The sequence below is a fragment of the Aliisedimentitalea scapharcae genome, from assembly GCF_045277565.1.
GTDB classification, from domain to species: Bacteria; Pseudomonadota; Alphaproteobacteria; order Rhodobacterales; family Rhodobacteraceae; genus Aliisedimentitalea; species Aliisedimentitalea scapharcae.
In genome coordinates, this window is record NZ_CP123584.1 from 3,277,560 (window position 1) to 3,302,820 (window position 25,261).

Annotated in this window: 26 protein-coding genes; 18 read left to right on the forward strand and 8 right to left on the reverse strand. The window is 59.7% G+C overall.

Annotation, left to right across the window (positions count from 1 at the left end):
• The first annotated feature begins 38 nt into the window (after nucleotides 1–38).
• The 7 genes from QEZ52_RS15320 (at nucleotide 39) to selD (ending at nucleotide 8,197) form a co-directional block, all read left to right on the forward strand.
• Nucleotides 39–2,903 (forward strand): monovalent cation/H+ antiporter subunit A, encoded by a 2,865-nt coding sequence (locus QEZ52_RS15320; RefSeq protein WP_406645302.1) that lies wholly within the window; start codon nucleotides 39–41, stop codon nucleotides 2,901–2,903.
• A gap of 2 nt (nucleotides 2,904–2,905) precedes the next feature.
• Nucleotides 2,906–3,259 (forward strand): cation:proton antiporter subunit C, encoded by a 354-nt coding sequence (locus QEZ52_RS15325; protein ID WP_406645303.1) that lies wholly within the window; start codon nucleotides 2,906–2,908, stop codon nucleotides 3,257–3,259.
• Nucleotides 3,256–4,812 (forward strand): monovalent cation/H+ antiporter subunit D, encoded by a 1,557-nt coding sequence (locus QEZ52_RS15330; RefSeq protein WP_406645304.1) that lies wholly within the window; start codon nucleotides 3,256–3,258, stop codon nucleotides 4,810–4,812. The genes QEZ52_RS15325 and QEZ52_RS15330 overlap by 4 nt, the downstream gene beginning before the upstream one ends.
• A complete protein-coding gene (locus QEZ52_RS15335; protein ID WP_406645305.1) occupies nucleotides 4,809–5,306 on the forward strand; it encodes a Na+/H+ antiporter subunit E in 498 nt (165 codons plus the stop codon). The genes QEZ52_RS15330 and QEZ52_RS15335 overlap by 4 nt, the downstream gene beginning before the upstream one ends.
• Nucleotides 5,303–5,572 carry a K+/H+ antiporter subunit F gene (locus QEZ52_RS15340; RefSeq protein ID WP_406645307.1) on the forward strand — a complete coding sequence of 90 codons (270 nt, stop codon included), beginning with the start codon at nucleotides 5,303–5,305 and terminating at the stop codon, nucleotides 5,570–5,572. Before QEZ52_RS15335 ends, QEZ52_RS15340 begins: the two co-directional genes overlap by 4 nt.
• Nucleotides 5,573–5,582: 10 nt before the next feature.
• Complete coding sequence (locus QEZ52_RS15345) at nucleotides 5,583–5,963, forward strand: monovalent cation/H(+) antiporter subunit G (protein ID WP_406645308.1); 381 nt, start codon at nucleotides 5,583–5,585, stop codon at nucleotides 5,961–5,963.
• Between the two features lie 74 nt (nucleotides 5,964–6,037).
• The gene (selD, locus tag QEZ52_RS15350; RefSeq protein ID WP_406645309.1) at nucleotides 6,038–8,197 is read left to right on the forward strand and encodes a selenide, water dikinase SelD; all 2,160 of its coding nucleotides are present in this window, start codon (nucleotides 6,038–6,040) and stop codon (nucleotides 8,195–8,197) included.
• Nucleotides 8,198–8,226: 29 nt separating this feature from the next.
• Here selD and mnmH read toward each other — a convergent pair whose 3' ends face one another.
• Nucleotides 8,227–9,279 (reverse strand): tRNA 2-selenouridine(34) synthase MnmH, encoded by a 1,053-nt coding sequence (gene mnmH, locus QEZ52_RS15355; RefSeq protein WP_406645310.1) that lies wholly within the window; start codon nucleotides 9,277–9,279, stop codon nucleotides 8,227–8,229.
• A 120-nt stretch (nucleotides 9,280–9,399) separates the two neighbouring features.
• On the opposite strand from mnmH, the gene QEZ52_RS15360 reads away from it, so the two are divergent.
• Nucleotides 9,400–9,864 carry a MarR family winged helix-turn-helix transcriptional regulator gene (locus QEZ52_RS15360; RefSeq protein WP_406645311.1) on the forward strand — a complete coding sequence of 155 codons (465 nt, stop codon included), beginning with the start codon at nucleotides 9,400–9,402 and terminating at the stop codon, nucleotides 9,862–9,864.
• 1 nt (nucleotide 9,865) lies between these two features.
• On the opposite strand, the gene QEZ52_RS15365 is transcribed toward QEZ52_RS15360, so the two are convergent.
• Nucleotides 9,866–10,543, reverse strand: a complete 678-nt coding sequence (locus QEZ52_RS15365) for an SOS response-associated peptidase (RefSeq protein WP_406645312.1) — start codon at nucleotides 10,541–10,543, stop codon at nucleotides 9,866–9,868.
• A 153-nt stretch (nucleotides 10,544–10,696) separates the two neighbouring features.
• Between QEZ52_RS15365 and QEZ52_RS15370 the strand changes: the two genes are divergently transcribed.
• On the forward strand, nucleotides 10,697–12,451 hold the full coding sequence (locus QEZ52_RS15370; protein ID WP_406645313.1) for a tetratricopeptide repeat-containing sulfotransferase family protein: 1,755 nt from the start codon (nucleotides 10,697–10,699) through the stop codon (nucleotides 12,449–12,451).
• Between the two features lie 9 nt (nucleotides 12,452–12,460).
• On the opposite strand, the gene QEZ52_RS15375 is transcribed toward QEZ52_RS15370, so the two are convergent.
• Nucleotides 12,461–12,760, reverse strand: coding sequence for a DUF1992 domain-containing protein (locus QEZ52_RS15375; RefSeq protein WP_406645314.1), 300 nt, complete (start codon nucleotides 12,758–12,760; stop codon nucleotides 12,461–12,463).
• 45 nt (nucleotides 12,761–12,805) lie between these two features.
• A complete protein-coding gene (locus QEZ52_RS15380; RefSeq protein WP_406645315.1) occupies nucleotides 12,806–14,383 on the reverse strand; it encodes a bifunctional metallophosphatase/5'-nucleotidase in 1,578 nt (525 codons plus the stop codon).
• Nucleotides 14,384–14,551: 168 nt separating this feature from the next.
• Here QEZ52_RS15380 and QEZ52_RS15385 point away from each other — a divergent pair, with 168 nt between their 5' ends.
• The 3 genes from QEZ52_RS15385 to arsC are packed head-to-tail and all read left to right on the forward strand — an operon-like array spanning nucleotide 14,552 to nucleotide 16,325.
• Nucleotides 14,552–14,890, forward strand: a complete 339-nt coding sequence (locus QEZ52_RS15385) for a DUF952 domain-containing protein (protein WP_406645316.1) — start codon at nucleotides 14,552–14,554, stop codon at nucleotides 14,888–14,890.
• 38 nt (nucleotides 14,891–14,928) lie between these two features.
• Nucleotides 14,929–15,987 carry a quinone-dependent dihydroorotate dehydrogenase gene (locus QEZ52_RS15390; RefSeq protein ID WP_406645317.1) on the forward strand — a complete coding sequence of 353 codons (1,059 nt, stop codon included), beginning with the start codon at nucleotides 14,929–14,931 and terminating at the stop codon, nucleotides 15,985–15,987.
• Entirely contained in the window at nucleotides 15,984–16,325 is a 342-nt protein-coding gene (arsC, locus tag QEZ52_RS15395; RefSeq protein ID WP_406645318.1) for an arsenate reductase family protein, read from the forward strand. Before QEZ52_RS15390 ends, arsC begins: the two co-directional genes overlap by 4 nt.
• 14 nt (nucleotides 16,326–16,339) lie before the next feature.
• On the opposite strand, the gene QEZ52_RS15400 is transcribed toward arsC, so the two are convergent.
• The 4 genes from QEZ52_RS15400 to QEZ52_RS15415 form a co-directional block, all read right to left on the reverse strand.
• Nucleotides 16,340–17,461 carry a zinc-binding dehydrogenase gene (locus tag QEZ52_RS15400; RefSeq protein ID WP_406645319.1) on the reverse strand — a complete coding sequence of 374 codons (1,122 nt, stop codon included), beginning with the start codon at nucleotides 17,459–17,461 and terminating at the stop codon, nucleotides 16,340–16,342.
• A 114-nt stretch (nucleotides 17,462–17,575) separates the two neighbouring features.
• Complete coding sequence (locus QEZ52_RS15405) at nucleotides 17,576–18,901, reverse strand: MATE family efflux transporter (RefSeq protein ID WP_406645320.1); 1,326 nt, start codon at nucleotides 18,899–18,901, stop codon at nucleotides 17,576–17,578.
• On the reverse strand, nucleotides 18,885–19,409 hold the full coding sequence (locus QEZ52_RS15410; RefSeq protein WP_406645321.1) for a PaaI family thioesterase: 525 nt from the start codon (nucleotides 19,407–19,409) through the stop codon (nucleotides 18,885–18,887). The genes QEZ52_RS15405 and QEZ52_RS15410 overlap by 17 nt, the downstream gene beginning before the upstream one ends.
• Nucleotides 19,406–19,828 (reverse strand): PaaI family thioesterase, encoded by a 423-nt coding sequence (locus QEZ52_RS15415; RefSeq protein ID WP_406645322.1) that lies wholly within the window; start codon nucleotides 19,826–19,828, stop codon nucleotides 19,406–19,408. The genes QEZ52_RS15410 and QEZ52_RS15415 overlap by 4 nt, the downstream gene beginning before the upstream one ends.
• Before the next feature lie 120 nt (nucleotides 19,829–19,948).
• Between QEZ52_RS15415 and QEZ52_RS15420 the strand changes: the two genes are divergently transcribed.
• From QEZ52_RS15420 to QEZ52_RS15445, 6 genes are all read left to right on the forward strand, one after another.
• The gene (locus QEZ52_RS15420; protein WP_406645323.1) at nucleotides 19,949–20,317 is read left to right on the forward strand and encodes a MerR family DNA-binding transcriptional regulator; all 369 of its coding nucleotides are present in this window, start codon (nucleotides 19,949–19,951) and stop codon (nucleotides 20,315–20,317) included.
• Between the two features lie 318 nt (nucleotides 20,318–20,635).
• Nucleotides 20,636–21,037 (forward strand): MerR family DNA-binding transcriptional regulator, encoded by a 402-nt coding sequence (locus tag QEZ52_RS15425; protein ID WP_406645325.1) that lies wholly within the window; start codon nucleotides 20,636–20,638, stop codon nucleotides 21,035–21,037.
• A 54-nt stretch (nucleotides 21,038–21,091) separates the two neighbouring features.
• Nucleotides 21,092–22,873 carry an acyl-CoA dehydrogenase C-terminal domain-containing protein gene (locus QEZ52_RS15430; protein WP_406645326.1) on the forward strand — a complete coding sequence of 594 codons (1,782 nt, stop codon included), beginning with the start codon at nucleotides 21,092–21,094 and terminating at the stop codon, nucleotides 22,871–22,873.
• A gap of 52 nt (nucleotides 22,874–22,925) precedes the next feature.
• Nucleotides 22,926–23,138, forward strand: a complete 213-nt coding sequence (locus QEZ52_RS15435; RefSeq protein ID WP_406645327.1) for a hypothetical protein — start codon at nucleotides 22,926–22,928, stop codon at nucleotides 23,136–23,138.
• 25 nt (nucleotides 23,139–23,163) lie between these two features.
• Nucleotides 23,164–24,324 carry an acyl-CoA dehydrogenase family protein gene (locus QEZ52_RS15440; RefSeq protein WP_406645328.1) on the forward strand — a complete coding sequence of 387 codons (1,161 nt, stop codon included), beginning with the start codon at nucleotides 23,164–23,166 and terminating at the stop codon, nucleotides 24,322–24,324.
• 294 nt (nucleotides 24,325–24,618) lie between these two features.
• Nucleotides 24,619–25,257, forward strand: a complete 639-nt coding sequence (locus QEZ52_RS15445; RefSeq protein ID WP_406645330.1) for a glutathione S-transferase family protein — start codon at nucleotides 24,619–24,621, stop codon at nucleotides 25,255–25,257.
• The last annotated feature ends 4 nt before the right edge of the window (nucleotides 25,258–25,261 follow it).

Here is a 25,261-nt window from a genome sequence, read left to right on the forward strand (position 1 = left end):
ATGAACAAATTTGCCCGCACAGCAGGAGAACGCGCGACGTGTCCCTATTTCTGATTGCAGCCCTGCCCTTTCTCGGAGCTATCTTTCCCGCTCTCCTGATCCGCGCCGGACGCAATGCGTCGTCTATGTCCGCCGGGCTGGTAACTTTGCTGGCCTTGATCGGCTTGCTGGTCAACGCACCCGCAGTGATGCAGGGACAGGTTCTGCACGCCCAACTGGACTGGCTTCCCGGCCTGGGGTTGAATGCCAACTTCTTTCTCGACGGTTTGGGGCTGCTGTTTGCCGGTCTGATTCTTGGCATCGGACTGTTGATCATCATCTACGCGCGCTTTTACCTGTCCCGCGAAGATCCAATGGGAAATTTCTATGCCTATCTGCTGCTGTTTCAAGGGGCGATGGTCGGGATTGTCCTGTCGGACAACATCCTGCTTTTGCTGGTGTTCTGGGAGCTGACGTCGCTGTCGTCCTTCCTGCTGATCGGGTATTGGAAACACTTGCCCGAAGGGCGCGCAGGCGCGCGGATGGCGTTGACGGTCACCGGTATGGGTGGCTTGGCGATGATCGGTGGTATGTTGATCCTGGGCAATATCGTCGGATCCTATGATCTGTCGGTGATCCTGCAAAACAAGGATCTGATCCAGGCGTCGCCCTATTACCTGCCAGCGCTGCTGTTGATTCTGGCCGGGTGTTTCACCAAATCGGCGCAATTCCCGTTCCATTTCTGGCTGCCCCACGCGATGGCAGCACCAACACCTGTGTCGGCCTATCTGCACTCGGCCACCATGGTAAAGGCCGGGATATTCCTGATGGCCCGCATGTGGCCGGTTCTGGCCGGCACGCCGGAATGGTTCTATATCGTTGCCACCACAGGCCTGATCACCATGCTGATCGGCGCGGTGATTGCCTTGTTCAAGGATGATCTCAAGGCGCTGCTCGCCTTTTCGACGGTCAGCCACCTGGGTCTGATCACCATGTTGCTGGGTTTTGGCACCACCGCTGCGGCCACGGCCGCCGTCTTTCACATCATCAACCACGCGACGTTCAAGGCGGCCTTGTTCATGTCGGCCGGGATCGTGGACCACGAAGCCCACACCCGCGACATCAAACGGCTGGGCGGCCTGCGCCACCTGATGCCAGTGACATTCACCATCGCGCTGGTTGCGGCGCTGTCGATGGCGGGCATTCCCCCGTTCAACGGTTTCATCTCCAAGGAGATGATGCTGGAGGAAACCCTGCACACGGTCTGGGCCGGATCCCCTTATGTGTTCCCTGTTCTGGCAGTTGTCGCCGCGCTGTTCTCGGCGGCCTATTCGTTCCGCTATATCGTGCATGTGTTCCTGGGGCCCAAACGCCACGATTATCCGGCCCATCCCCATGACCCCGGTGTCGGCATGTGGCTGGCCCCGGCGTTCCTGACCTGTCTGGTGGTGCTGATCGGCCTGTTCCCACAGACCATCGCTGCGCCGCTGGTCGAAGTGACCGCCGCAGCCGTCACCGGCGCGGGCGACCATTTCGAACATATACATCTGGCCGTCTGGCACGGGTTCAACACCGCCTTGTTCATGTCGGCGACCGCCACCGCCATTGGTGCGCTGTTGTTGTGGCGTCACCGCCAGCTGCAGGCCATCTGGAACGCCCTGCCCCGCCCCGAAGCCAAGATCATCTTCGAGGCGATCATCAGCTTTTTCTCGGATCTGGCCAATGCCATTACGGATGCGCTGCACAATGGATCGATCACCCGGTATGCCGCGATTTTTGTGGTATTTGTGCTGGGGCTGGGCGGCTATGCCTATCTGACCGGTGTTGCCGCGGCCCCAACCCGCGACGTGCAGTCGGTTGGTGCGCTTCCAGTGATTGCCTGGATGTGTCTGATCGGGGCCACCGGTGCCGTCATCTTCAAACACCACAACCGGTTCCTGGCCTTGATCCTGATCGGGGTCATCGGGTTGGTGGTGTCGATGGCGTTCAACTATCTGTCCGCCCCCGATCTGGCCCTGACCCAGATTTCGGTTGAAGTCGTGACCATCATTCTGATGCTGCTGGCGTTGAATTTCATGCCAAAGGAAACCCCACACGAAAGTTCGCTCGGTCGCAAGCTGCGCGACGGGGTGCTGGCGATTGGATCGGGCGCCGGTATCGGCGCGCTGGTCTATGCGCTGATGACCCGCGATTTCATCGCGCCGTCGATCGCGGAATTCCATCTGGCCAATTCCTATACCGGCGGTGGGGGCACCAATGTGGTCAATGTGATCCTGGTGGATTTCCGGGGCTTTGATACCTTTGGGGAAATCACCGTTTTGGGGATCGCCGCCATTGTCATCTATGCCTTGACAGAAGCCTTGTTGGGGTCGCGCGTGCGGGCCCGCCTGCTGAACCGCAAACCGGATCAACCCCAGGACGGCGACCCGCACCCGCTGATGATGGTTGTCGCAACCCGCGTGATGATGCCCATCGCGCTGATGGTTGCGGCCTATATCTTCTTCCGCGGTCACAACCTGCCCGGCGGCGGTTTCATCGCCGGTTTGGTCGCGGCGATTGCGGTGATCATGCAATATATGGCCTCTGGCTTTACCTGGGCGATGGAACGACAGCGGTTCTTCTTTCACGGCATCATCGGTGCCGGGGTGTTGATTGCTGCGATCACTGGCATGGGGGCCTGGTTCAATGACGTGCCGTTCCTGACGTCGGATTTTGGCTATGTCTATCTGCCGGGCCTGGAGAAATTCGAACTGGCCACCGCTGCGCTGTTTGATCTGGGGGTTTTCCTCGCGGTTGTCGGTGCGGTGATGTTGGCGCTGGAAAGCCTGGCCCGGTTGGCCTGGCAACCCGGCATGGACAGTGAACACGCCATGGATATCAACCCGGCCCGTGATGACGCGCCCAAGAACACAAACGAGGTCTGACGATGGAGTTTCTTGTCGCCAGCGCCGTAGGCATGCTGACCGCTGCGGGGATCTATCTGATCCTGCGCCAGCGTACCTTTCCGGTCATCCTGGGGCTTTCGCTGCTGAGCTATGCGGTGAATGTATTCATCTTTGCCGCCGGACGGCTGGCCACCAACGCGCCTCCGATCCTGAACAAATACGCCGATGTGCCCTATTCCGACCCGCTGCCGCAGGCGCTGGTGCTGACGGCCATCGTGATTTCGTTCGGCATGACGGCGGTGGTGGTGATGATCGCGCTGGGTGCTTATCTGAGTGCGCGCACTGATCGGGTCAACATGACCGACGATGCGACCAACACAGGAGACGAGGCATGAGCCATCTGATCATCGCCCCCGTTGTCCTGCCCGCAGTGCTGGGCCCGTTCATCATCATGGTGATCCGTCATCATCTGGACTTGCAACGGGTGTTTTCGATTGCCGGCACCATCGCGCTGGCGGTCATTTCCCTGATCCTGGCCGCGCAGGTATCGGATGGGTCAGTTCAGGTCTATGACCTGGGCAACTGGCCTGCGCCTTTTGGTATTGTTCTGGTGCTGGATCAGCTGTCGGCCCTGATGGCCGTGCTGACCACCCTGCTGGCGTTGGGTGTGATCCTTTATGCCGTCGGCACCGGTTGGGACGCACGCGGACGCAATTTCCATGCGCTGTTTCACTTTCAGCTGATGGGTATTCTGGGCGCTTTTCTCACTGGGGATGCGTTCAACCTGTTCGTGTTCTTCGAAGTCCTGCTGATTGCCTCCTATGGCCTGATGATCCACGGCGGCGGTGCAGTCCGGCTGCAGGCAGGGGTGCAATATGTGGTCTATAACCTGCTCGGGTCGTCCCTGTTCCTGTTTGCGCTTGGTACCATCTATTCGGTGACCGGCACGCTGAACATGGCGGATCTGGCCCTGCGTGTGGCCGAACTGTCGCCTGATGATACGGCCCTGTTGCGGGTCGGTGCGGTGATGCTGCTGCTGGTCTTTGCGATCAAGGCCGCCGTTCTGCCGCTGCACTTTTGGCTGCCGGCGTCCTATGCAAATGCGCCTCTGCCCGTGGCCGCGCTGTTTGCGATCATGACCAAGGTGGGCGCCTATGCGATCTTACGTGTCTTTACGCTGGTGTTCGGCCCCGAGGTTTCTGTGACCGCGGGATTGGTGGGCGACTGGCTGTTGCCTGCTGCGCTGATCACACTGGCCGTTGGGTCCATCGGGGTGCTGGGCGCGCGCGAAATCGGACGGCTGATTGCCTTTGGGTCGATCGCATCGGTGGGCACGCTTTTGGTGTCGATTTCCATGTTCACCCCCGAAGCTGCGGCGGCGGCATTGTATTACACGGTCCATTCGACACTGGCTTCGGCCGTGCTGTTTCTGGTCGCTGACCTGGTGATGGAGCGACGAGGCGGTGCCATTGTTGCCCAACGTCCGATGCCGCAAAGCGGGCTGATTTCAGTCCTGTTCTTTGTCGGAGCCATTGCGCTCGCCGGGATGCCACCGCTGTCGGGCTTTGTCGGCAAGCTGCTGGTGATGGATGCCGCGCGCGGCACCGATCAGGTCTGGATGATCTGGGCCGTCATTCTGGTTTCGTCGCTGATCACGATCGTGGGCTTTGCCCGCGCCGGGACAATTCTGTTCTGGGAGAGCCATGACGCCAGCCATTTCCGCGAATCCGAACCTGAATTGCCCATCGACGAAACCCAGCCCGATAACGAAGACCCCGGCCCCCACACCGGCAAGCTGCCGTTCGTGGCCATCTTTGGTCTGATGGGTGGGCTGGTTCTGCTGACTGTGTTCTCGGGGCAGGTCATGGATTATTCCGAGGCGACCGCGCAGTATCTGTTTGACCCCGCGCCCTATATCGACGCCGTGATGAAGAGGACGCCGCAATGAAGCTGCTTAGACGGGTATTCCCGCATCCCCTGCTCACCCTGCTGTTGACCGGAGTCTGGCTGTTGCTGGTCAACAGCTATTCGCACAATTCGCTGTTGTTTGGCCTGTTCCTGGGGATCGTGATTCCATTCATCACCCAACCCTATTGGCCAAACCGTCCCAAGCTGCGTAACCCGCTCAAAGTTGTCGAATACATCCTCGTGGTGTTGTGGGACATCGTTGCGGCCAACGTTGTCGTCGCCCGCATTGTGTTGTTCAAATCCAACGCAGCACGCAAACCGGCCTGGATTTCGGTGCCGCTGGAGCTGCGCACGCCCGAAGCGATCACGGTTCTGGCCGGAACAATCACCATGACCCCGGGTACGGTTGCTGCTGATGTTTCAGCCGAAGGCCACGCCTTGTTGGTGCACTGCCTGGATGCCCCGGACCCTGATGCCGTCTGCGATGAGATCAAGGACCGTTACGAGGCCCGCCTGAAGGAGATTTTCGAATGATCACCTATGCCGCCATCTTTGCCTTCACCTGCTTTGGCGCTGCGGTTCTGTTGAACCTGTGGAAGGTCATGACCGCCCAGAACGTGGCCGACCGGATCCTGGCGCTGGACACGATGTTCATCAATGCCATCGCTGTCATGGTTCTGTATGGCATCGCCGTCGGGTCCGAGATCTTTTTCGAAGCCGCCATGATCATCGCCATGCTGGGGTTCGTTTCTACAGTGGCCTACGCGCGGTTCATCCTGCGTGGCAACATCATCGAGTGAGGACCGGAACATGGAGATGATCTTTGAAGTCGCGATTGCCGCCTGTCTCGTTGTTGCCGGGATTTTTGGGTTTGTCGGATCATATGGGTTGATCAAACTGGATGACCCGATGTCACGGCTGCACGCTCCGACCAAGGCGACGACCCTGGGGGTTGGCGGGGTTTTGATTGCTTCGATGTTGCATGCGGCGTCGATTGAACACCATCCGTCAATGCACGAACTGTTGATCACGCTGTTCCTGTTCCTCACGGCACCGATCACGGCAAATTTCATTGCCAAGGTTCACATTCACAGGCGAGAAACGCCCGAGACCATGCCATCCCCGGGAGAGGATGGGCTGTGGGCCACACATGACGTTGACAAGGAAAAGGCGGATCCGGCCCAAGGCTGACCTGCCCAAGTGTTGAAACCTGAATGCCGCCCGTAGCCGCCGCGCTGCGGGCGCAGTGCTGAAAGACGCAACCTATGGATATGCCCCGTCTGCCTGCAACCCGTGACCTGGTGCTGATCGGAGGCGGCCACGCGCACGCATTGGTGTTGCGCAAATGGGGCATGAATCCGCTGCCCGGCGCGCGGGTCACGGTGATCAACCCCGGTGCCACGGCCCCCTACTCAGGCATGTTGCCCGGCTTTGTCGCTGGACATTATGACCGCTGGGAGCTGGACATCGACCTGGTGAAACTGGCCCGTTTTGCCGGGGCGCGTGTGGTTCTGGGTGCGGCAACGGGACTGGATCTGGAGGCCCGGGTTGTACATGTGCCGGGACGCCCGCCGATCGGCTTTGACGTGGCTTCGGTCGACATCGGCATCACGTCGGACATGCCCGCCCTGCCCGGCTTTGCCGACCACGCCATTCCGGCCAAGCCGCTCGGCCCCTTTGCCGCCCGCTGGGATCATTATCGCGCAGGCGATACCCCCGCCCATGTGGCCGTGATTGGCGGCGGCGTTGCCGGGGTCGAGCTGATCCTGGCCATGGCACATGCGCTGAAACAACGCCGACGCCTGGCCCAAGCGCATCTGATCGACAATGCCCAGGCGCTGATGGCCATCGGCACCAAGGCGCGAGCCCGGCTGATCCAGGCCCTGTCGGAACAGGGGGTGACCCTGCATGAGAACGTCGAGATTGCAGGGATCGAAGCCGACGGTATCCGGCTCGCCGACACGCGTCTGATCCGGTCCGATTTCACCACAGGGGCAGCGGGCGCGCGGCCCTATGATTGGGTGTCGGAAACCGGGCTTGCGTTGGAGAATGGTTTCATCTCTGTCGATGCACAGCTGCGCAGCTCGGACCCGGCGGTCTTTGCCACAGGAGATTGCGCGCATCTGACGGCATCGCCCCGCCCCAAGGCCGGGGTTTATGCCGTGCGTCAGGCACCGATCCTGTATCACAACCTATGTGCCACGATGAGCGGTCACAGCCTGCGCCCCTATCGGGCGCAAAAGGACTATCTGAAACTGATTTCGATGGGCGACAAACAGGCGCTGGCAGAACGGTTTGCCGCCACATGGTCCGGGCCCCTGATGTGGACGTGGAAAAACCGCATCGACCAAAGCTTTATGCAGAAGTTCCGTGACCTGCCCAAAATGGAGCAACCCGAATTGCCCCAGCCCCACGCCCAGGACATGCAGGCCGCCCTGGGTGACAAACCCATGTGCGGAGGCTGCGGGGCCAAAATCGGGCAACCCGCGTTACGTGCGGCTCTGGCACCGATGGCTTCGACGTCGCGCAGTGACATTGAAATGCTGCCCGGCGATGATGCCGCCCTGTTGCGCATCGGGTCGGCCCGTCAGGTGATCAGCACGGATCATTTGCGCACCCTGACGCCGGATCCGGTGATGATGACCCGCATTGCCGCCAATCACGCCTTGGGCGACATCTGGGCGATGGGGGCCACGCCACAGGCCGCTTTGGCCAGCGTGATCCTGCCCCGCCTGTCGCCTGCCTTGCAGGAACGGACGCTATCGGAAATCATGACCACAGCGACCGAAACAATGCGTGAGGCCGGTGCCGAAATTGTCGGCGGTCACAGTTCCGTAGGTGATGAAATGACGTTGGGGTTCACCGTCACCGGTCTGTGCGCGCGCGACCCGATCACATTGGCCGGGGCCCAAGCAGGGGATGCGTTGATCCTGACCAAACCCATCGGATCCGGTACGCTCATGGCCGCCGAGATGGCGGGAATTGCCCACGGAGATGACATCGCCGCCGCGCTGGATCTGATGATGATGCCCCAGGGCCAGGCTGCCCAGGTCCTGGCCACGGCCCATGCCATGACAGATGTGACCGGATTTGGGCTGGCCGGGCACCTGATGGGCATCTGCGACGCGTCTCAGGTCGCAGCCCGTCTCGACCTGTCGACCATTCCCCTGATGAAGGGGGCGGCATCTCTGGCCAAACAGGGGGTTCGCTCGTCGCTTTTTCCCGAAAATCGGGCTGTCCTGCCCAACCTGCCTCAGGGTAATGTCGCCGATTTGCTGTTTGATCCACAAACGGCGGGGGGACTATTGGCGGCGGTCGCACCAGATCAGGCCACACAGCTGTGCGAGGCGCTGCGTGCCAGCGGCTATCCCGCCGCAATCATCGGAGAGATGATCAACGGACCAATCGGAATATCGCTGAGCTGAAGGCAGACAGGCCGACCTCTGCCCACCCGTCACAGTCGCTCAAGCATCTCGGTAATCCGGTCCGCTGCGTCGGACAAACCTGGCTCATCCAGCTGTGCTATCTCTATGCGCCCTGTGACCTGGGCGTCGATGGCCCGGCGTGATTTGTCATAGGCCGGGTCATAATGCTGCTGCATCAGCGCCCGCGTCACCCCCGGTTTGTCGCCCGCGTCAATCCGGTCGATCCAACCATCGACCACCGCATGGCCGCGATAGGCCCGCAACGGATCCAGCCGCGCCTTGAGCCGCGCCGCGTCAGACAGGATGTCGTCATAGGCCTGGACCAGATAGGCACACCGCGCAGCAATCGGTACCGACAGATCGATCCGGGGTGTGATCTTCATCCGGCTCCACAGGCTGGGCGGAATAATCCGCTGGCCGATCTTGTTGGACTCCGCCTCGATCAACACGGGGCGCGTCGGATCCAACTGACACAAAGCCCCCGCCAGGGCGCTTTCAAACGCTTTTTGACTGGGTTGCGGTTCGACCATCCCCCCCAACAGCGAACCCCGGTGATGTGCCATCCCTTCGAGATCCAGAACTTGCGCGCCACGCGCAGCCACCCGCTTGATCAATTCGGTTTTTGCGGTTCCGGTGTAGCCGTCCAGCGCAACAAAGCGATGCGGAAGCGCATCTTTGTACAGATACTGGTTCACCAGCCGCCGATAGGTCTGATACCCCCCCTGCACCACATCCGCCCGCCAGCCGATCTGTTGCAACATCCAGGTGAACGACCCGGACCGCTGCCCGCCGCGCCAGCAATAGATCAACGGACGCCAGCCGCCCTCGTGGCCCTGCAATCGGGTTTCAATGTGGTGGGCTGCGTTGCGGAACACTTTGGCTGCGCCGATCTTGCGCGCCAGAAACGGGCTTTGCTGGACATAGATCGTGCCGACCTCGGCCCGTTCTTCGTTGTCCAGAACCGGCAGGTTCATCGCGCCGGGCAAATGGTCTTCGGCGAACTCGGCAGGGCTGCGCACGTCGATAACCGCATCAAAACCATGCGCATACAAATCGGGAAGGGTCGAAAAACTGAGAGCCATGCCCTCCCTCTACCCTGCCTGCGCGGGCAGGAAAAGCACCTGCGGCCTCCCGCCGCTTGCCTTGGCCGCGACAAAGCCTGAAAATAGAAGGTGTAACAGCCATTCCCTGCCGGAGACCCGATGGAAATCTATGCAATGCCCGGACACCTGATCCGCCGACTGAACCAGATTTCGGTGGCGTGTTTCATGGACCGCATGGCCCAGGCCGGGCTGTCGCTGACCCCGGTGCAATATGCTGCTCTTTGCGCAATCCGTGACTATCCGGGGATCGATCAGGCAACGGTTGCGGGATTGGTGGCTTATGACCGCGCCACATTGGGCAAGGTGATCGACCGGCTCCAGAACCGGGACCTGATCCAACGCGATGTGTCGGCCTCGGATCGGCGCGCCCGCGTGCTGACGCTGACCACCGCCGGTCAGGACCTGCTTCGGACGGCCAGCGCGCATGTACAGGCCGCCCAGCCCGATATTTTGGCCGGGCTCAGCGAAGCAGAGCAGGCCCAGATGCTGCACCTGCTGCAAAAGGCCACAAATGCCGGCAATGACAGGAGCCGGGCACCTCAAATCACCCCCGAAGCGGATTAGATCACGAGAGCCCCTCCGGCTCCTCATAGGGTTCAATCAACGCGGGCCCGCTGGCCCGGTTCGAATTGACCTGTGGATTGACGCGATGAAACCGCAAAAGATCTTCGGCCCCTGTGCGCATCAGACGGGCCGCCCCATGCCCCTGCTCGCCCAACCACAGACCCCAGTCCGGTTGTTCGACAATGACCGGCATCCGGTGATGGAGCTGGGAGATATGGGCATTGGCCCCGGTGGTGACGATGGCGCAGGTGGGATGGGGCGTCTCGGTTCCCCAGTTTTGCCAGATCCCGGCAAAGGCAATCGGAGCGCCATCGCGGCGGTGAATATACCACGGCAACCGGGTGCCGGTTTCCGTCTTGGTCCACTCGTAGAATCCGGTTGCCACAATCAGACAGCGCCGGTTGCGGCAGGCATCGCGAAAGGCCGGTTTTTCCGCAATGGTTTCGGCACGGGCGTTGATCAACAACGGCCCGGCGGTTTCCTGCTTGTACCAATGCGGCAGAAACCCCCATCGCATTTGCCCCAACTGTCGCCCGGTTTCTGCGCTGCGCACCACATGCACCTGCGTGGTCGGGCAGACATTAAAGTTGGGCACCTCTGGCAACGCATTGGCGGGTTGCGCCGCAAACAGCTGGGCCATGGCATCATTGGGCAGGGTTACGGCAAATCGTCCACACATGCCCAAAGCATACCGATCCGGTCACCGCTGGCCAAGCATTTGGCATTGCACGTTCTGCCCATTTGACCTTTTATGTGCTGCACCCTATGCCCCCGGCGGTTGCGCACGGCAAATCGAACACGCCGTTTTCCTGTATTTATTCACGGACAAGACATGAGCCTAGACTCCACACTTCACGAGGCCCTGACCGCTTTGAATCAGGGCAGATACAAAACCGTGTTGAAAGTGGCCAAATCCGGGATGAAGCGGTACAAATCCCACCCGGCTTTTCCGAATTTCGCCGGGATCGCGTTGTCTTCGCAGGGCAAACATCGCGATGCGGCAGGGTATTTCAAAAAGGCGCTGGGTCTGGACCCCACGTTCCACGATGCGCGGCGCAATCTGGCACAGGCATTGATCTTGTTGCAACAGTCCGACACAGCGTTGACCCTGCTGAATCGCTTGCTCGAAGGGGCTCCCAAGGACCCGGACGGCTGGTATTTGAAGGGTCAGGCGCTGCTGAATTGTGGGCAACCGCGCGCAGCGGCAGATGCCGCGACCCGATCGCTGGAGCTGAACACCCGCCAGCCCCGCGCGCTGAACCTGCGTGGTGTTGCGCGCAACATGTTGGGAGATGAGGCCGAGGCGATCGCCGATTTCCAAACTGCGCTGACGCTGAACCCCAATGATGTCGAAGCCCTGGTGAATATCAGCCTGCCCCTGGCCCGTCAGACCCGCCACGCCGAGGCGCTAGAGGCCGCCGAACGCGCTGTGCACCTGGCCCCAACACATCTGAATGCGCGGTTGCGTCTGGCCATGCAATTGCTCGAATCCGGTGATCAGGATGGGGCCCGAGATCAGTTCCAGACCATTCTCGGGCAGGCCCCCGGACACGCACAGGCCATCGAACAATTGGCAGCCTTGAACGCGGCGGCGGCCAATGCCGATCTGGAACCGATTGCGCGACGTGCGCTCAAAACCGCGCCCCGCCAATCCAGCGATGCGGCCCGTCTTCATTTTGCGCTGGCCCGAATGGCGCGACAGGCAGGCGAGCAAGAGAAATTTGCCAGCCACCTGACCCAGGCCAATGGGGCCTTGGCACATATCATGCCGTTTGACAGCGACGGTGACAGCCAACAGTTCGAAAGTCTCAGGACCCGGTTCAACGCGGGCGCGGATCAGGTCCAAGCCCCTGCCCCATCCGGGCCCACTCCGATCTATGTGCTGGGGTTGCCGCGTTCGGGGACGACGCTGACCGAAACACTGTTGGGGGCGCATCCAAATGTCTGCCCATTGGGCGAACGGGCAGTGCCCGGCGTGCTGCTCGCGCCTTTCCTGGAAAATGACATTGCGTTTGACACCGCTGCCTGCGCGCAATTTGTCGCCCGCGATCAGGAGCGGCTGCCTGCTTTGCCAGACGGCATTCGGTTCTATATCGACAAGATGCCGGAAAACTATCGGCTCATCGGCGCTTTGCTGACAGCCTATCCCCACGCGCGCATCGTCCATATGTGCCGCGATCCGCGCGATGTCGCGCTGTCGATGTGGCAGGCCCATTTTTCGGGCAAGGCCCTGTCATATACCTATGATCTGGCTGCCATGGCACATCGGTTCAATCTGTATGCCGGGCTGATGGCCCATTGGCACAGTGTCTTTCCAGGTCAGATATTGGATGTGCAATACGAAGATCTCGTTACGGATGTCGACGGTCAAAGCCGTAGACTGGCGGATCACATCGGGTTGAAATGGGTCGAAGACATGGCCCACCCGGAACGCAGCACCGGACCGGTCCTGACGCTCAGCGCCAATCAGGTGCGCCAGCCCGTACACAGCCGGTCGGTGGGCAGCTGGAAACCGTATGAAACAATGCTGACGCCGTTCATCTCGGGCTTGGACCCGAACCTTTGGCCCGGCGTGCAACAGGGCTGAGGCCCGATTTCAGCCCTTGCGCGCCAAAGCGATCTTGGCGTCCATCATCGACATTTCCCGCAGGATATCAGCGCGACGGGTCCGATCATCAGCGTCGCGCAGTTCGTTGCGCAACCGGGCCAATTCGCGTGACAGGATAACAAATTCCGGGACCGCTCCATTGTCGCGCAAAATGCGGTTGATCACTTCGTTTTCGGGATCCTCGACCTGAGGCAGCGGCTTGCCCGCGCCCGGCAAATCATCAAACGCGCCGTCTTCCTGGGCACGTTTTATCCTGGCATCAATCAGATCAAACAGCGGGTGGTCCATGACCGTTATCTGCCACGAACCAATCCCGCTGAAAACCCAGCCTGATTACTTTTGCACGATCCGCCCATCCAGATAGGGTTGATACGGCATGTGATCAGCCAGATATTCGGCCATAACATCGGCCAGATCCGGGCCAAAGTCATAGGCGTTGCGATCGTCGCCCGCGAACATCTTGTACCCGTCGCCACCATTGCGGACATAATTGTTGGTTACCACCAGATAGGTTCTATCCAGATCAATCGGAGTCGGCCCGTCCCCGTGATCCACCATCACATCCGACACCCGACCTGCGTTCGCAGGCTGTGACAGATCAAAGGCAAAGCTGAGGCCAGCGACCTGAGGAAAGCGGCCTTTGACCTCTTCAACCTGGCTGACCCCGTTTTCCAGCGCGGCCACCAGCCCGGCACCCGTGATTTCAAAGGTCGACAGCGTGTTCTGAAACGGCAGTACCGTCAGCACTTCGCCCATGGTGACCTCGCCCGGTTCGATGCTCGCCCGCACGCCACCAGAATTGGTAATGGCGATGGTTACCCCCTGATCCCGGACCCGGTCCAGCATGGCGTCAGCCACCAGATTACCCACCTGGCATTCCTGCACCCGACAGATCGAACGATCGCCTTCGACCTTGGACGCGACTTTCCCGATCACCTTGTTGCGGATTTCTTCCAGCGGTTTGGCCATTTCACCGATCCGCGCCACGGTTGCTGCGTCTTCGGTCACGGTCGCGTCCATGATCAGCGGTTCGCCCACAGCGCTGATCACCTGCCCCGCGTCGTCAAAGGTGACGTTCAGTTCGCCCAGAAACCGGCCATAGGCATAGGCCTGGACAATTGGCACATCATTCACAACCGTAGGATACGGTCCTGCCGCGCGGTCCGACACATTGGAGAGCAGCGTGTTGGAATGCCCGCCCACAATGACGTCGATCCCGGTTGTTTCAGCCGCAATTCTCTGGTCCTGGACATAACCCGAATGGCTCAGCACGATGATCTTGGTCACGCCTTGGGCTGTCAGCCGGTCAACTTCGGCCTGCACCGCCGTAGCCGGATCGCTGAATGTGATGTTCTTGCCTGGGCTAGCCAGCTCATCCGTGTCCTGCGGAGTCAGGCCGATCAGGCCGATCTTCTCTCCGCCCTTTTCAATCACGGTGGATTTCTGCAATACCCCGGCGAGCTCAGGTTCGGCGCTGACATCGGCATTGGACATCAACACCGGAAAATTCACCGCATCCATGAACCCGCGCAGCACCTTTGGCCCATCGTCGAATTCGTGGTTCCCGACCGTCATCGCGTCATACGCCAGCGCGTTCATCATTTCCGCGGCCAGTTTGCCCTTGTAATACGTATAGAACAGCGATCCCTGAAATTGGTCGCCACCATCGACCAGAATAGAATTGGTGCTGCGCGCCCGCGCGTCGGCGATTGCCGTGACCAACCGCGCCGAGCCGCCGAAACATTTGCCCGCCTCATTGTCGCCGTCGCGACAGCCGCTGTCATATTTGCTGACCGGTTCAAACCGGGAATGAAAGTCATTGGTGTGCAGAATGGTCAATGTGTACTCGGCTGCGGCCATGCCGGCCGAAACCGCCAGAATTGCCGCAGATGTCAGAAAACGCGCGAACATAATTGATCTCCCCGATCGTTGATGGTTCTTTTTTTTGTATGGTGCGCATCCGACCCGGCCCTGTCAAAGGGAAGGGCGGCCCTGCGGAAGCCATATCAGCGTTCCTTGACGTCAATATAACCCGGCATGCCTCTTGATTCCCGGCCCCTGTCACGGCATCAGGCACATATGCTGATATACAAGATCTTTCGGGCCGACGAATGGGCCACATTGCAACGCGAAGGTGAAACTGCGGGCGCGCCGGTCGATCTGGCCGATGGGTTCGTGCATTTTTCCACCGCCTCCCAGGCTGCTGAAACCGCCGCCAAACATTTTGCCGGAGCACAAGGGCTGGTTCTGTTGGCCTGCGACGGCAGCGCCATGGGCGAAGATCTGAAATGGGAGGTATCGCGTGGGGGTGCCGCGTTCCCGCATCTCTATCGCACGTTGCGTCTAGATGACGTCCTGTGGTGCAAGCCGCTGCCGCTGGTCAATGGAGCGCATCAGTTTCCCGACCAGATGGTCTGACCCACATTGTCCCTGTAACCGGCTGGAGAGCTGACATCATGAAGCTGATCGAACGCATCGGATTGAGCGCCCTGCATAAGATGGACCCGGAAACCGCCCATGGAGTGGCCTTGAAGGTTCTGCAAAAGGGGCTGGCAGCGTCGCACGGTCCGGTGAGCACGCCGCGTCTGCGTACAACGGTGGCCGGTCTTGATCTGCCCAATCCCGTGGGATTGGCCGCCGGGTTCGACAAGAATGCCGAGGCTCTGGTTCCTCTGTCCAACTCAGGGTTCGGCTTCATCGAAGTCGGAGCCGCCACGCCACGTCCACAGCCCGGCAACCCCAAGCCCCGCCTGTTCCGCCTGACCGAAGATCAGGCCGCCATCAACCGCTTTGGTTTCAACAACGAAGGGATGGAGGCGATTGCTGCCCGCCTGGCCCGTCGTCCTGCGAATGCGGTGATCGGCCTGAATTTGGGTGCAAACAAGGATAGCAGCGATCGCGCCAGCGATTTTGCCCGCGTCTTGGCCCATTGCGGCGCGCATCTGGACTTTGCCACGGTCAACGTCTCGTCACCCAACACCGAAAAACTGCGTGACCTACAGGGCAAGGCCGCCCTGTCAGCGTTGTTGACCGGGGTGATCGACACCCGTGACACATTAGAGCGTCGTGTGCCGGTGTTTCTGAAGATCGCCCCAGATCTGAGCGATGCAGAAATCCGTGACATTGCCGAAGTCGCCCGGGACACCGGCATCGACGCGGTGATTGCCACCAACACCACCCTGTCGCGCGATGGGCTGAAAAGCGTGTTCAAGGACGAAACCGGCGGCCTGTCCGGGGCACCTCTGTTCGAAAAATCGACCCGGGTTCTGGCCCGTCTCAGCCTGTTGTTGGACGGTGACATTCCCATCATCGGCGTCGGCGGCATCGCAACGGCCGAACAGGCCTATGCCAAAATCTGCGCCGGAGCCAGCGCGGTTCAACTGTATACGGCGCTGGTCTATGGTGGCATTTCGCTGGCGTCGGACATTGCCCGGGGGCTGGATCACCTGCTGGCCCGAGACGGGTTTGACACAGTTGCTCAGGCCGTGGGCAGCAAACGGGAGGATTGGCTGTGATCACCTATTGGCACAACCCGCGCTGTTCCAAATCCCGCGCGGGTCTGGCCCTGTTGCAGGACCGTGAGGTCCCCCATCAGGTCCGTTTGTATTTGCAAGACACTCCCTCCGCCGCGGACATACGCGCCGTACAGCAGGCGTTGGGCCTGTCAATGATCCAGATGATGCGTCAAGGCGAGACCGCGTTCAAAGAGCTGGGCCTGAGCGCCGATAGCGACGAGGACACATTGGTTCGCGCCATGGTGGCGCACCCGATCCTGATCGAGCGCCCCATCGCCATTTCTGGCGCTCGGGCCGTAATCGGTCGCCCCGTCGAGGCCATTGAAACCCTGCTGTAAAGCCGGAGCGACCGTCACTCCTGTGGCGGGATCAGAACGAAATTGCCCACATGGGTCTTTTCCAAAAAGACCTGCTGGGCCCGAGCGATGTCAGACAAGGGAAAAGTCTGCGCCACCAGCGGACGAATTTCATCGCGTTCGATATAGGAGATCAGGTTGGGAAACACCGGCGCGTCCCAACCGGTTGTCCCGATCAGGGTCAGGTCCTTGAGATAAAAGACCCGCATGTCCAATTCGACAATCGGGCCACCGATGGCACCCGACGACACATAGGACCCGCCGCGTTTCAACACGGCCAGCATGGCCGCGAATCCGGCCCCGCCAACATTGTCGACAACAACGTCCACCGTGCCGGTCCCCAGCTGCTCGACCAGATCCGCGCCGCGATCGACAACCTGGTCAGCCCCGATGGCCCGCACCTGATCCATTTTTGACGTCCCGGCAATTCCGATGACCACAGCGCCACGGCGTTTGGCCAATTGCACAACCGCTGACCCAACCCCACCCGACGCTCCCGCGACCAAAACCCGCATGCCCGCAGAGATACCCGCCCGATGCACCATATTTTCCGCCGTGCCATAAGCACAGGGGATGGTGGCCAGCTCCGCATCGCTCCACGTGCAATCGACCGGAAAGATTTCAGTGGCCGGAACCTTGACGTATTGGGCAAAGGCCCCGTCAAAGTCAGACCCCATCCAGATGTTTTCCGGGCTCGAAAACCCATGCGGACGCATACAGGATCGCACCAGAACCCGACGTCCAATCAGCGTTTTGTCACCGTCTGACCCGACCTGAACCACCCGTCCACAACAGTCCGTGCCCTGAATGAACGGGAACGGAGTTTCAGCGTTCCAACCCCCATCGGCCTTGTCGCTGGGGGCCTGCTCCTGCGTGTCGGCCGCGTCCTCGGTTCCGGTTGTCACCGTGGCAGAATACCAGCCCAACCGTGTGTTGATTTCGGTGTTGTTCATGCCTGCAGCCAGAACCCGAAGCACCACCTCGCCAGGACCGGCTGTGGGGCGCGCCACGTCCTTGTACACCAGGCGGTCATAGCCGCCGTTCCCCGTTGTCACGACGGCTTTCATTATCGGGGCATCTCCAACGCGGTCAAACCGATGGCCTGGCTTTGTGGTCATTGCAACCTTCTCCTTGTCTGCCCGACTTATCCCAGAGCGATGGTCCGGATGCAAAACGTCAGACATTTGCATCCAAGGCGTTTGCAATCAGGTTGTCCAGAGACAATTCCCCGGTCAATTTGTGCGCGCTTCGAGCCCGCGATAGCGTAATCCCAAGGTGACACCGCGCGCAACAAAGGAAACCAGCAACGCCAGCCACAATCCGTGATTGGCGAGAACCGGCAACAAAACCGCAGCCGTTGCAAAATAGACAATCGTGCTGATCACCATCATGTTGCGCATGTCCCGGGTCGCAGTCGCACCAATAAAGATCCCGTCCAGCATCCAGGCGGCCCACCCCAAAGGTGGTGCCAAAACCATATAGGGCAAATAGACACGCGCCACGGCGCGGACGTCCTCGGATTTCGCCATCAGATCAATCATCCATCCGCCAATCAGCAGAAACATCAAGGCCAGGACCACCACAACAACCAGCCCCCAAAAACTGGTCAGCCCGGCGCTGCGGCGCAGAGCATCCCGTCGCCGGGCCCCGATCGCCTGCCCCACCAGGGTTTCGGCCGCAAAGGCAAACCCATCCATCGCATACGCCGTGATCATCAGGAACTGCAACAGCACCTGATTTGCCGCCAGGGTGACGTCGCCAAATCCCGATCCAAAGAACAGAAATGACACAAACATCGCCTCAAGCAAAAGCGACCGGATCAGGATATCTGTATTGACGACGGCCATGTGTCTCAGCCGTGTAGAGTCAAAAACCTGCCCCCAATTGCGCCAGTCCGGCACATGAAACGCCCGTCGGCAAAACCACAACCCCAAGGCAAAGCCCGACCATTCAGCCAGAAAGGTCGCAACGGCGACACCGCTCACGCCCCAGTCCAGCCCCAGAACAAACCACAGATCCAGCAGGATGTTCAGCCCGTTCATCCAGACTTGAACAACCAGCACTGCCCGGGTGCGCTCTTGTGCGATCAACCAGCCGGTGATGCCATACAATCCGATGGCCGCCGGGGCCGACCAGACCCGGATGGCCAGATATTCCCGCGCCATGCCTTCGACCTCGGGCGAGGCGGGTGCCATTTGAAACGACACCCAGAACAGGGGCAGCTGAAGCGCGATGACCAGCACACCGCCGGCGGCCCCCAACAACAGCGCCCGGGTCAACAACGCCGACACTTCGGCCTGATCTCCAGCCCCAACAGCCTGGCTGGTCAACCCGACGGTTCCCATCCGCAGAAACCCAAAGATCCAATACAACGCCGACAGGATAATGGCACCGATGCCAACCGCGCCGATGGGTGCCGCAGCGCCGAGTTGCCCCACAACGCCCGTGTCCACCGCGCCCAGAATGGGAACGGTGGCATTGGACAGGACAATCGGAACCGCGATTTTCAACACCCGCCCGTGGCTCAGGGGGCGAATGCTGTCAGTCTGTTTTTGCATCGGGCGGAACTTGGGGCATCAGGAAATGTCCGGTGGCCTGGGCAAACAGCTTGTCCTTGTGATCCTGCCAGGCGGCCACATGCACCGACGCATACCGCCGCCCTGCGCGCGAGATCGTCGCCCGGGCATAGGCATCGCGCGGCAGCCCGGACCGCAGGTAATCAACGGTAAAATCAATGGTCTTGGGCAGGCGCGGCAATTTCCCGCGGGCAATGGCTTCGGGATCAATTCTGCCGGCCTCGATATCGGGCCACAAATGCGACCAGCACAGGGTGATCGAAGCCGTGACTTCGAGAAACGCAGCTGTAACCCCACCATGTATCGCAGGCAGGAACGGATTTCCGATCAGCTTGTCATCAAAATTCAGCTGTGCGGTCAGCTCATCCCCCCTCCGGTCAAACGTGATGTCAAGAAACCGGATATAAGGCACCGCAGTCACCAGCGCGTTCAGCGCGGCATCACGTCGCTGTTTCACTTCCTGCATGGGCTCGGGACGGGCGCGGGTCAAAACCGTTTCTCCACAGTAAAGGCACCCGAAGCTGTTGCCACCGGGCTGTTGGTGTCGTCATCGGTGGCCACAGCCCGGACAAAGGCGACATTTCGGGTTATGTGATGGCAGGTCGCCTTGGTCGTGATCGATTGCCCCGGAGTGGCCGCGCGCATGTAATCAATACGCAGATCAATGGTGGCCGTCCCTCCAGGAGCCGAAGGGTGGCTCATGACTGCGGCACCGCAGCAGGTATCCATCAATGCCGATACGGCCCCACCATGAATGACGCCTGTTTGCGGATCCCCAACCAGTTTCATGTCATAAGGCATGGTGATCGTCGCCGTGCCTTCGGCAATATCTGTCAATTCCATTCCCAATTCCTTGGCATGGGGGATTGCTTCGATAAACTGCTTGGCCAGTTTGACTTTCTCGACCACGAACCTTGCTCCTGCGTCTGAACTCCTCACCTTTTGAGCAGCACCACGCCCAAAGAGCAACCCCACCTGTTGCGCTTGCGCGAACCGCCCCTTAGGTTGCGCCCCAAGGGGAGAGAACGGATGACCGAAACACAATTGTCATTCAAGGAGATGTGTGCCGAGTTCGATGTAACTCCGCGGACGCTCCGGTATTATGAATATATTGAATTACTGCAACCTGACCGTGAAGGCAGATCCAGACATTACGGCCCGCGCGAAGTGGCGCGGATGAAACTGATCATGCGGGGGCGCAAATTCGGGTTCCAACTCGAAGAAATCCGCCAATGGCTGCTGATCTACGAAGAAGACGGCAATACGGCCCAGATGCAGGCTTTTGTAGAAATGGCTGATCGTCAAAAGATCGAGCTGGAAAAACAGCGCGAACAGCTGGATGAAGCCTTGCAGGAACTGGTCAAGCTGCGGGATGCCACCAAGGCCAGCCTGGGCTGACACAACGCACTTCAAAACACCGACTTCTGCACGTCATACGTGCAGAAGTGATTCTTGGCCGGGGTATGAAACCGGCCCGATTCCCTTTTAAAACCACCCCAACACCTGCTGTGCTGGCTGTTATGTCATGTGCACGGACAGGGGCATGGCGCTTGCCGTTGGGTAACAAAGTTTCAATTTTTCATGTTTACGCAATCTGATCTTACGTCAAGCATTTTGTGACGCAGCGTCCGGGTTACGTAAACGTCAACTCCATGTTGTAAATGAAGACCGACCCGCCCAACTGTTGATCACTCATGAACGACCAGAGTTGAGATTATGACCGAAGAAACCATGACCATCCGCGAGATGTGCGATGCCTATGGCGTAACACCGCGCACGTTGCGCTTTTACGAATCCAAAGAATTGTTGTTCCCTGCGCGCGAAGGCCAGAAACGATTGTTCACCAAACGGGACCGGGCCCGGTTGAAACTGATTTTGCGCGGCAAGCGCTTTGGGTTCAGCCTGGAAGAGATCCGGCAACTGCTGGACCTGTACCACATGGGGGATCAGCAACATACCCAGCTGGCCCGCACCTATGAAATCGCGCAGGAACGGCTGGCCGATATGGAACAGCAGCGCGAAGAACTGACCGAAGCGATCGAAGACCTCAAGGAACAGCTCAAATGGGGCGAGAAAATGCTCCAATCCATGCTGGCCGACAAAAAGGTCGCCGAATAAGCCCCATCGCCCGGTTTCACCGACACAGCCATTCGTCCACTACGGAGACACCCTATGCCCAGTTATTCCGCCCCCACCAAGGATCTGCAGTTCGTGCTGCATGACGTTCTGAACATCACAAATACCGATGTTCCCGGATATTCCGAGCTGGAGCCGGATTTCACGTCCGCCATTCTGGAAGAGGCTGGCAAGATTGCCACCGAAGTGGTGCATCCGCTGAACGTTGTGGGCGACACCGAAGGCTGCGTGCTGGAAAATGGTGTGGTCCGCACCCCGACCGGGTTCAAAGCAGCCTTTGAGCAGATGAAAGAGGGCGGCTGGACCGGGTTGGACATGCCGGAACAATACGGTGGCCAGAACATGCCATCAGTGATCGGCACCGCCGTGGGCGAAATGTTCAGCTCTGCCAATCAGGCCTTTGTCATGTACCAGGGCCTGACCCATGGGGCGGCCTCGGCCATTCTGGCACATGGGACGGACGCACAAAAGGACACCTACCTGCCCAAGATGGTTGCCTGTGACTGGACCGGCACCATGAACCTGACCGAACCGCATTGCGGCACCGATCTGGGCCTGATGCGGACCAAGGCAGACCCCCAGGGTGATGGCAGTTACAAGGTCACCGGGCAAAAGATCTTTATCTCGTCGGGCGAACACGACATGGCCGACAACATCATCCACCTGGTTCTGGCCAAGATCCCCGGCGGTCCCGACGGGATCAAAGGCGTGTCGCTGTTCATCGTGCCCAAATTCATCGTCAACGCCGATGGCACGCTGGGTGCCCGCAATGGTGTGTCCTGTGGCAAGATCGAAGAAAAGATGGGCATCCACGGCAACTCGACCTGTGTGATGAACTATGACGAGGCGACCGGCTGGTTGTTGGGTGAAGAGCACAAAGGCATGCGCGCCATGTTCACCATGATGAACGAAGCGCGTCTGGGTGTCGGCATGCAGGGGCTGGCCCAGGCCGAGGCCGCCTATCAGAACGCGCTGGAATACGCCAAGGACCGCCTGCAGGGCCGCGATGTGACCGGTGTCAAAAACCCCGATGGCCCTGCCGATCCGCTGATCGTGCACCCTGACATTCGCCGCAACCTGATGGACCAGAAAAGCTTTACCGAAGGCGCGCGCGCATTCCTGCTGTGGGGCGCGACCATGATTGACCAGGCCCATCGCAATGGCGACAAGGATGCCGACGGTCTGGTCAGCCTGCTGACTCCGGTGATCAAAGGGTTCCTGACCGATCAGGGCTATGACATGACCGTACAGGCCCAACAGATTTACGGCGGCCACGGCTATATCGAAGAATGGGGCATGTCCCAATACACGCGGGACGCACGGATCGCGATGATTTATGAAGGGGCCAATGGGGTACAGGCACTGGACCTGGTGGGCCGAAAGCTGGCCCAGGATGGCGGCAAGCACGTGATGGCGTTCTTTGAGTTGGTCAAATCCTTTTGCAAGGAAAACGGCGGCCAGGACGACGCCTATGACACGGCATTCATCGAACCGCTCAAATCCGCGTCCAAGGATCTGCAGGCGGCGGGCATGTATTTCATGCAAAACGGCATGAAGAACCCCAACAATGCGCTCTCGGGCTCTTATGACTTCATGCATATGTTTGGTCATGTCTGCCTGGGCCTGATGTGGGCGCGCATGGCCAAGGCCGCAAAATCGGCAATTGACGCTGGGTCTTCTGACGCGGCGTTCTATGAGACGAAGATCACCACCGGACGGTATTACATGGCACGCCAACTCCCGGCCACGGCCCTGCACCTGTCGCGCATTCAAAGCGGCGCGGACACGGTAATGGCATTGGATGCGGCCAATTTCTGATGGTATGGCGGGGGTGAACCCCGCCCTGCCCTTACATTCATATGGTGTTTAAATGCCCAAACGTTTCCGCCTGACCCGCCGCTTTCCGGTCGCAATGACCGAAGACGGTTATCGCAAACTGCGCAAATTCGCACAGGAAGCAGGGCTGGACGAGGGAGAGGCTCTGTCCTTTCTGTTCGAAAATTTCGACAGCGTGACCAACACCGAAAACCTGACCCACCGGTTACGGCTGTTCAACGCCGAGCTGGAAGACAGAAAGCGCTGAACCGCCAGCGCGGCAAGGGAGAGAGATGACCGCCACCGCCTCCAACTGGATGACCGAAGAGCACCAGATGCTCTCAGAGATGACAGCCCAATTCATCAACACCGAATGGGCCCCGAAATTCGAAGACTGGCGCAAGGCCGGGATCATGGACCGTGACACCTGGAACCAGGCTGGCGAACTGGGCCTGCTGTGCCCGTCGATCCCCGAGGATCTGGGCGGTGCAGGTGGTGATTTTGGCCACGAGGCGGTGATCCTGCTCGAAGGCAGCCGGGCCAATCTGGCCAGCTGGGGCAATGGCATCCATTCCGGCATCGTCGCCCATTACATCCACGCCTATGGAACGGACGAACAGAAACAACGCTGGCTGCCAAAAATGGCCACCGGCGAATTGGTCGGCGCGCTGGCGATGACTGAACCCTCGACCGGATCGGACGTTCAGGCAATCAAAACCAAGGCCGTACGTGACGGCAACGCCTATCGCCTCTCGGGTCAAAAGACCTTCATCACCAATGGCCAGCACGCCAACCTGATCCTGGTTGCGGCGAAAACCGATCCCTCGCTAGGGTCCAAAGGCGTGTCTCTGGTCGCTGTGGAAACAGATGGTGCCGAAGGGTTTGCCCGCGGTCGTAACCTGGAAAAGATCGGCCTGCACGCGGCCGACACGTCCGAGCTGTTCTTTGACAATGTCGAAATCGCGCCTGAAAACATTCTGGGCGGCGTCGAAGGTCAGGGCTTTTACCAGATGATGAAGCAGTTGCCCCAGGAACGGCTGATCATTGCCTGTGGTGCCGTCGGTGCCATGGAAGGCGCGGTGGAACGCACCATCGCCTATTGCAAGGAACGCGAAGCTTTTGGCGGTCCGATCACCCAGTTTCAGAACACCCGTTTCAAGCTGGCCGAATGCATGACCAAAACCAAGGTCGCCCGCGCTTTCCTGGATGAATGCATCAGCGAACATCTGCGCGGTGAACTGACCGTCGAAAAGGCGGCCATGGCCAAATACTGGACCACCGACACCCAGGGCGAGGTTCTGGACGACTGCCTGCAACTGCATGGTGGGTATGGTTTCATGATGGAATACGCCGTCGGCGAAATGTGGGCCGATGCCCGCGTGCAGCGGATTTATGGCGGTACCAACGAGATCATGAAGGAGTTGATTGCCCGTGGCATCATGGCGGAGAAATAAGCAATGACGATGCGGCACTTGAAACGGAGCAACGCCTCCGGCGGGAGTTTTCTTGCGAGATGAATAAAGAAGCTCCCCCCCGCCACCAGCGCTTGCTGCCCAGGGCGCCACGGCACCGGTTAACGGGGCTTCACCTCGCACGCCAAGTCGCTCTCCAGCTCCGGGCGCGACCAAAGGATGGCGCATTAACCTTAATGATCCGTAAAGGCAGCGCCTTCATCTTGCCCAAGAAACTCCACGGGGGTGTGGGGGTGTGAAACCCCCACGTTCGACACCAAACACAGGGAACGCGACATGACAATCAAACTGCATTGCTTTGGCGAAAGCGGAAATGCCTATAAGGCGGCACTGGCGCTTGAACTCTCGGGCCTGGACTGGGAACCGGTCTTTGTCGATTTCTTTGGTGGCGAAACCCGCACGCCCGAATATCGCGCCGACATCAATGAAATGGGCGAGGCACCGGTTCTGGTGGACGGCGATTTCCGTACCAGCCAATCGGGGTGCATTCAGGCCTATGTGACAGAAAAATCTGGGAAATTCGGCGGAAAAACCCGCGAAGACAACTATGAAATCCTGCGCTGGGTCCTGTGGGACAATCACAAATTCAGCTCGATGGCAGGGCTGACACGCTTTCTGATGAACTTTTTGCCCGAACAGCACCGCGACCCCAATGTGATCGCCTTCAATCAGGGCCGGCTCAAGGCCGCCTATGCCACGCTCAACGCCCATCTGGACGGGCGCGACTGGATTGTTGGCGATGGGATCACCAATGCCGATCTTAGCTGTTGTGGCTATCTGTATTACCCAGAACCCTTTGGCTTTGACCGTGCCGACTGGCCCCATATCGACGCCTGGCTGACCCGTATCAGCGACCAACCTGGCTGGAAACACCCCTATGACCTGATGCCCGGCAACCCGTCGGACCGTTCCTGAGGAG

Bases quoted from the DNA above. Each gene is read 5' to 3' on its own strand.
- QEZ52_RS15325 (WP_406645303.1), top strand. From the start codon at position 2,906: ATGGAGTTTCTTGTCGCCAGCGCCGTAGGCATGCTGACCGCTGCGGGG.
- QEZ52_RS15330 (WP_406645304.1), top strand. From the start codon at position 3,256: ATGAGCCATCTGATCATCGCCCCCGTTGTCCTGCCCGCAGTGCTGGGC.
- QEZ52_RS15335 (WP_406645305.1), top strand. From the start codon at position 4,809: ATGAAGCTGCTTAGACGGGTATTCCCGCATCCCCTGCTCACCCTGCTG.
- QEZ52_RS15340 (WP_406645307.1), top strand. From the start codon at position 5,303: ATGATCACCTATGCCGCCATCTTTGCCTTCACCTGCTTTGGCGCTGCG.
- QEZ52_RS15345 (WP_406645308.1), top strand. From the start codon at position 5,583: ATGGAGATGATCTTTGAAGTCGCGATTGCCGCCTGTCTCGTTGTTGCC.
- selD (WP_406645309.1), top strand. From the start codon at position 6,038: ATGGATATGCCCCGTCTGCCTGCAACCCGTGACCTGGTGCTGATCGGA.
- mnmH (WP_406645310.1), bottom strand. From the start codon at position 9,279: ATGGCTCTCAGTTTTTCGACCCTTCCCGATTTGTATGCGCATGGTTTT.
- QEZ52_RS15360 (WP_406645311.1), top strand. From the start codon at position 9,400: ATGGAAATCTATGCAATGCCCGGACACCTGATCCGCCGACTGAACCAG.
- QEZ52_RS15365 (WP_406645312.1), bottom strand. From the start codon at position 10,543: ATGTGTGGACGATTTGCCGTAACCCTGCCCAATGATGCCATGGCCCAG.
- QEZ52_RS15370 (WP_406645313.1), top strand. From the start codon at position 10,697: ATGAGCCTAGACTCCACACTTCACGAGGCCCTGACCGCTTTGAATCAG.
- QEZ52_RS15375 (WP_406645314.1), bottom strand. From the start codon at position 12,760: ATGGACCACCCGCTGTTTGATCTGATTGATGCCAGGATAAAACGTGCC.
- QEZ52_RS15380 (WP_406645315.1), bottom strand. From the start codon at position 14,383: ATGTTCGCGCGTTTTCTGACATCTGCGGCAATTCTGGCGGTTTCGGCC.
- QEZ52_RS15385 (WP_406645316.1), top strand. From the start codon at position 14,552: ATGCTGATATACAAGATCTTTCGGGCCGACGAATGGGCCACATTGCAA.
- QEZ52_RS15390 (WP_406645317.1), top strand. From the start codon at position 14,929: ATGAAGCTGATCGAACGCATCGGATTGAGCGCCCTGCATAAGATGGAC.
- QEZ52_RS15400 (WP_406645319.1), bottom strand. From the start codon at position 17,461: ATGACCACAAAGCCAGGCCATCGGTTTGACCGCGTTGGAGATGCCCCG.
- QEZ52_RS15405 (WP_406645320.1), bottom strand. From the start codon at position 18,901: ATGCAAAAACAGACTGACAGCATTCGCCCCCTGAGCCACGGGCGGGTG.
- QEZ52_RS15420 (WP_406645323.1), top strand. From the start codon at position 19,949: ATGACCGAAACACAATTGTCATTCAAGGAGATGTGTGCCGAGTTCGAT.
- QEZ52_RS15425 (WP_406645325.1), top strand. From the start codon at position 20,636: ATGACCGAAGAAACCATGACCATCCGCGAGATGTGCGATGCCTATGGC.
- QEZ52_RS15430 (WP_406645326.1), top strand. From the start codon at position 21,092: ATGCCCAGTTATTCCGCCCCCACCAAGGATCTGCAGTTCGTGCTGCAT.
- QEZ52_RS15435 (WP_406645327.1), top strand. From the start codon at position 22,926: ATGCCCAAACGTTTCCGCCTGACCCGCCGCTTTCCGGTCGCAATGACC.
- QEZ52_RS15440 (WP_406645328.1), top strand. From the start codon at position 23,164: ATGACCGCCACCGCCTCCAACTGGATGACCGAAGAGCACCAGATGCTC.
- QEZ52_RS15445 (WP_406645330.1), top strand. From the start codon at position 24,619: ATGACAATCAAACTGCATTGCTTTGGCGAAAGCGGAAATGCCTATAAG.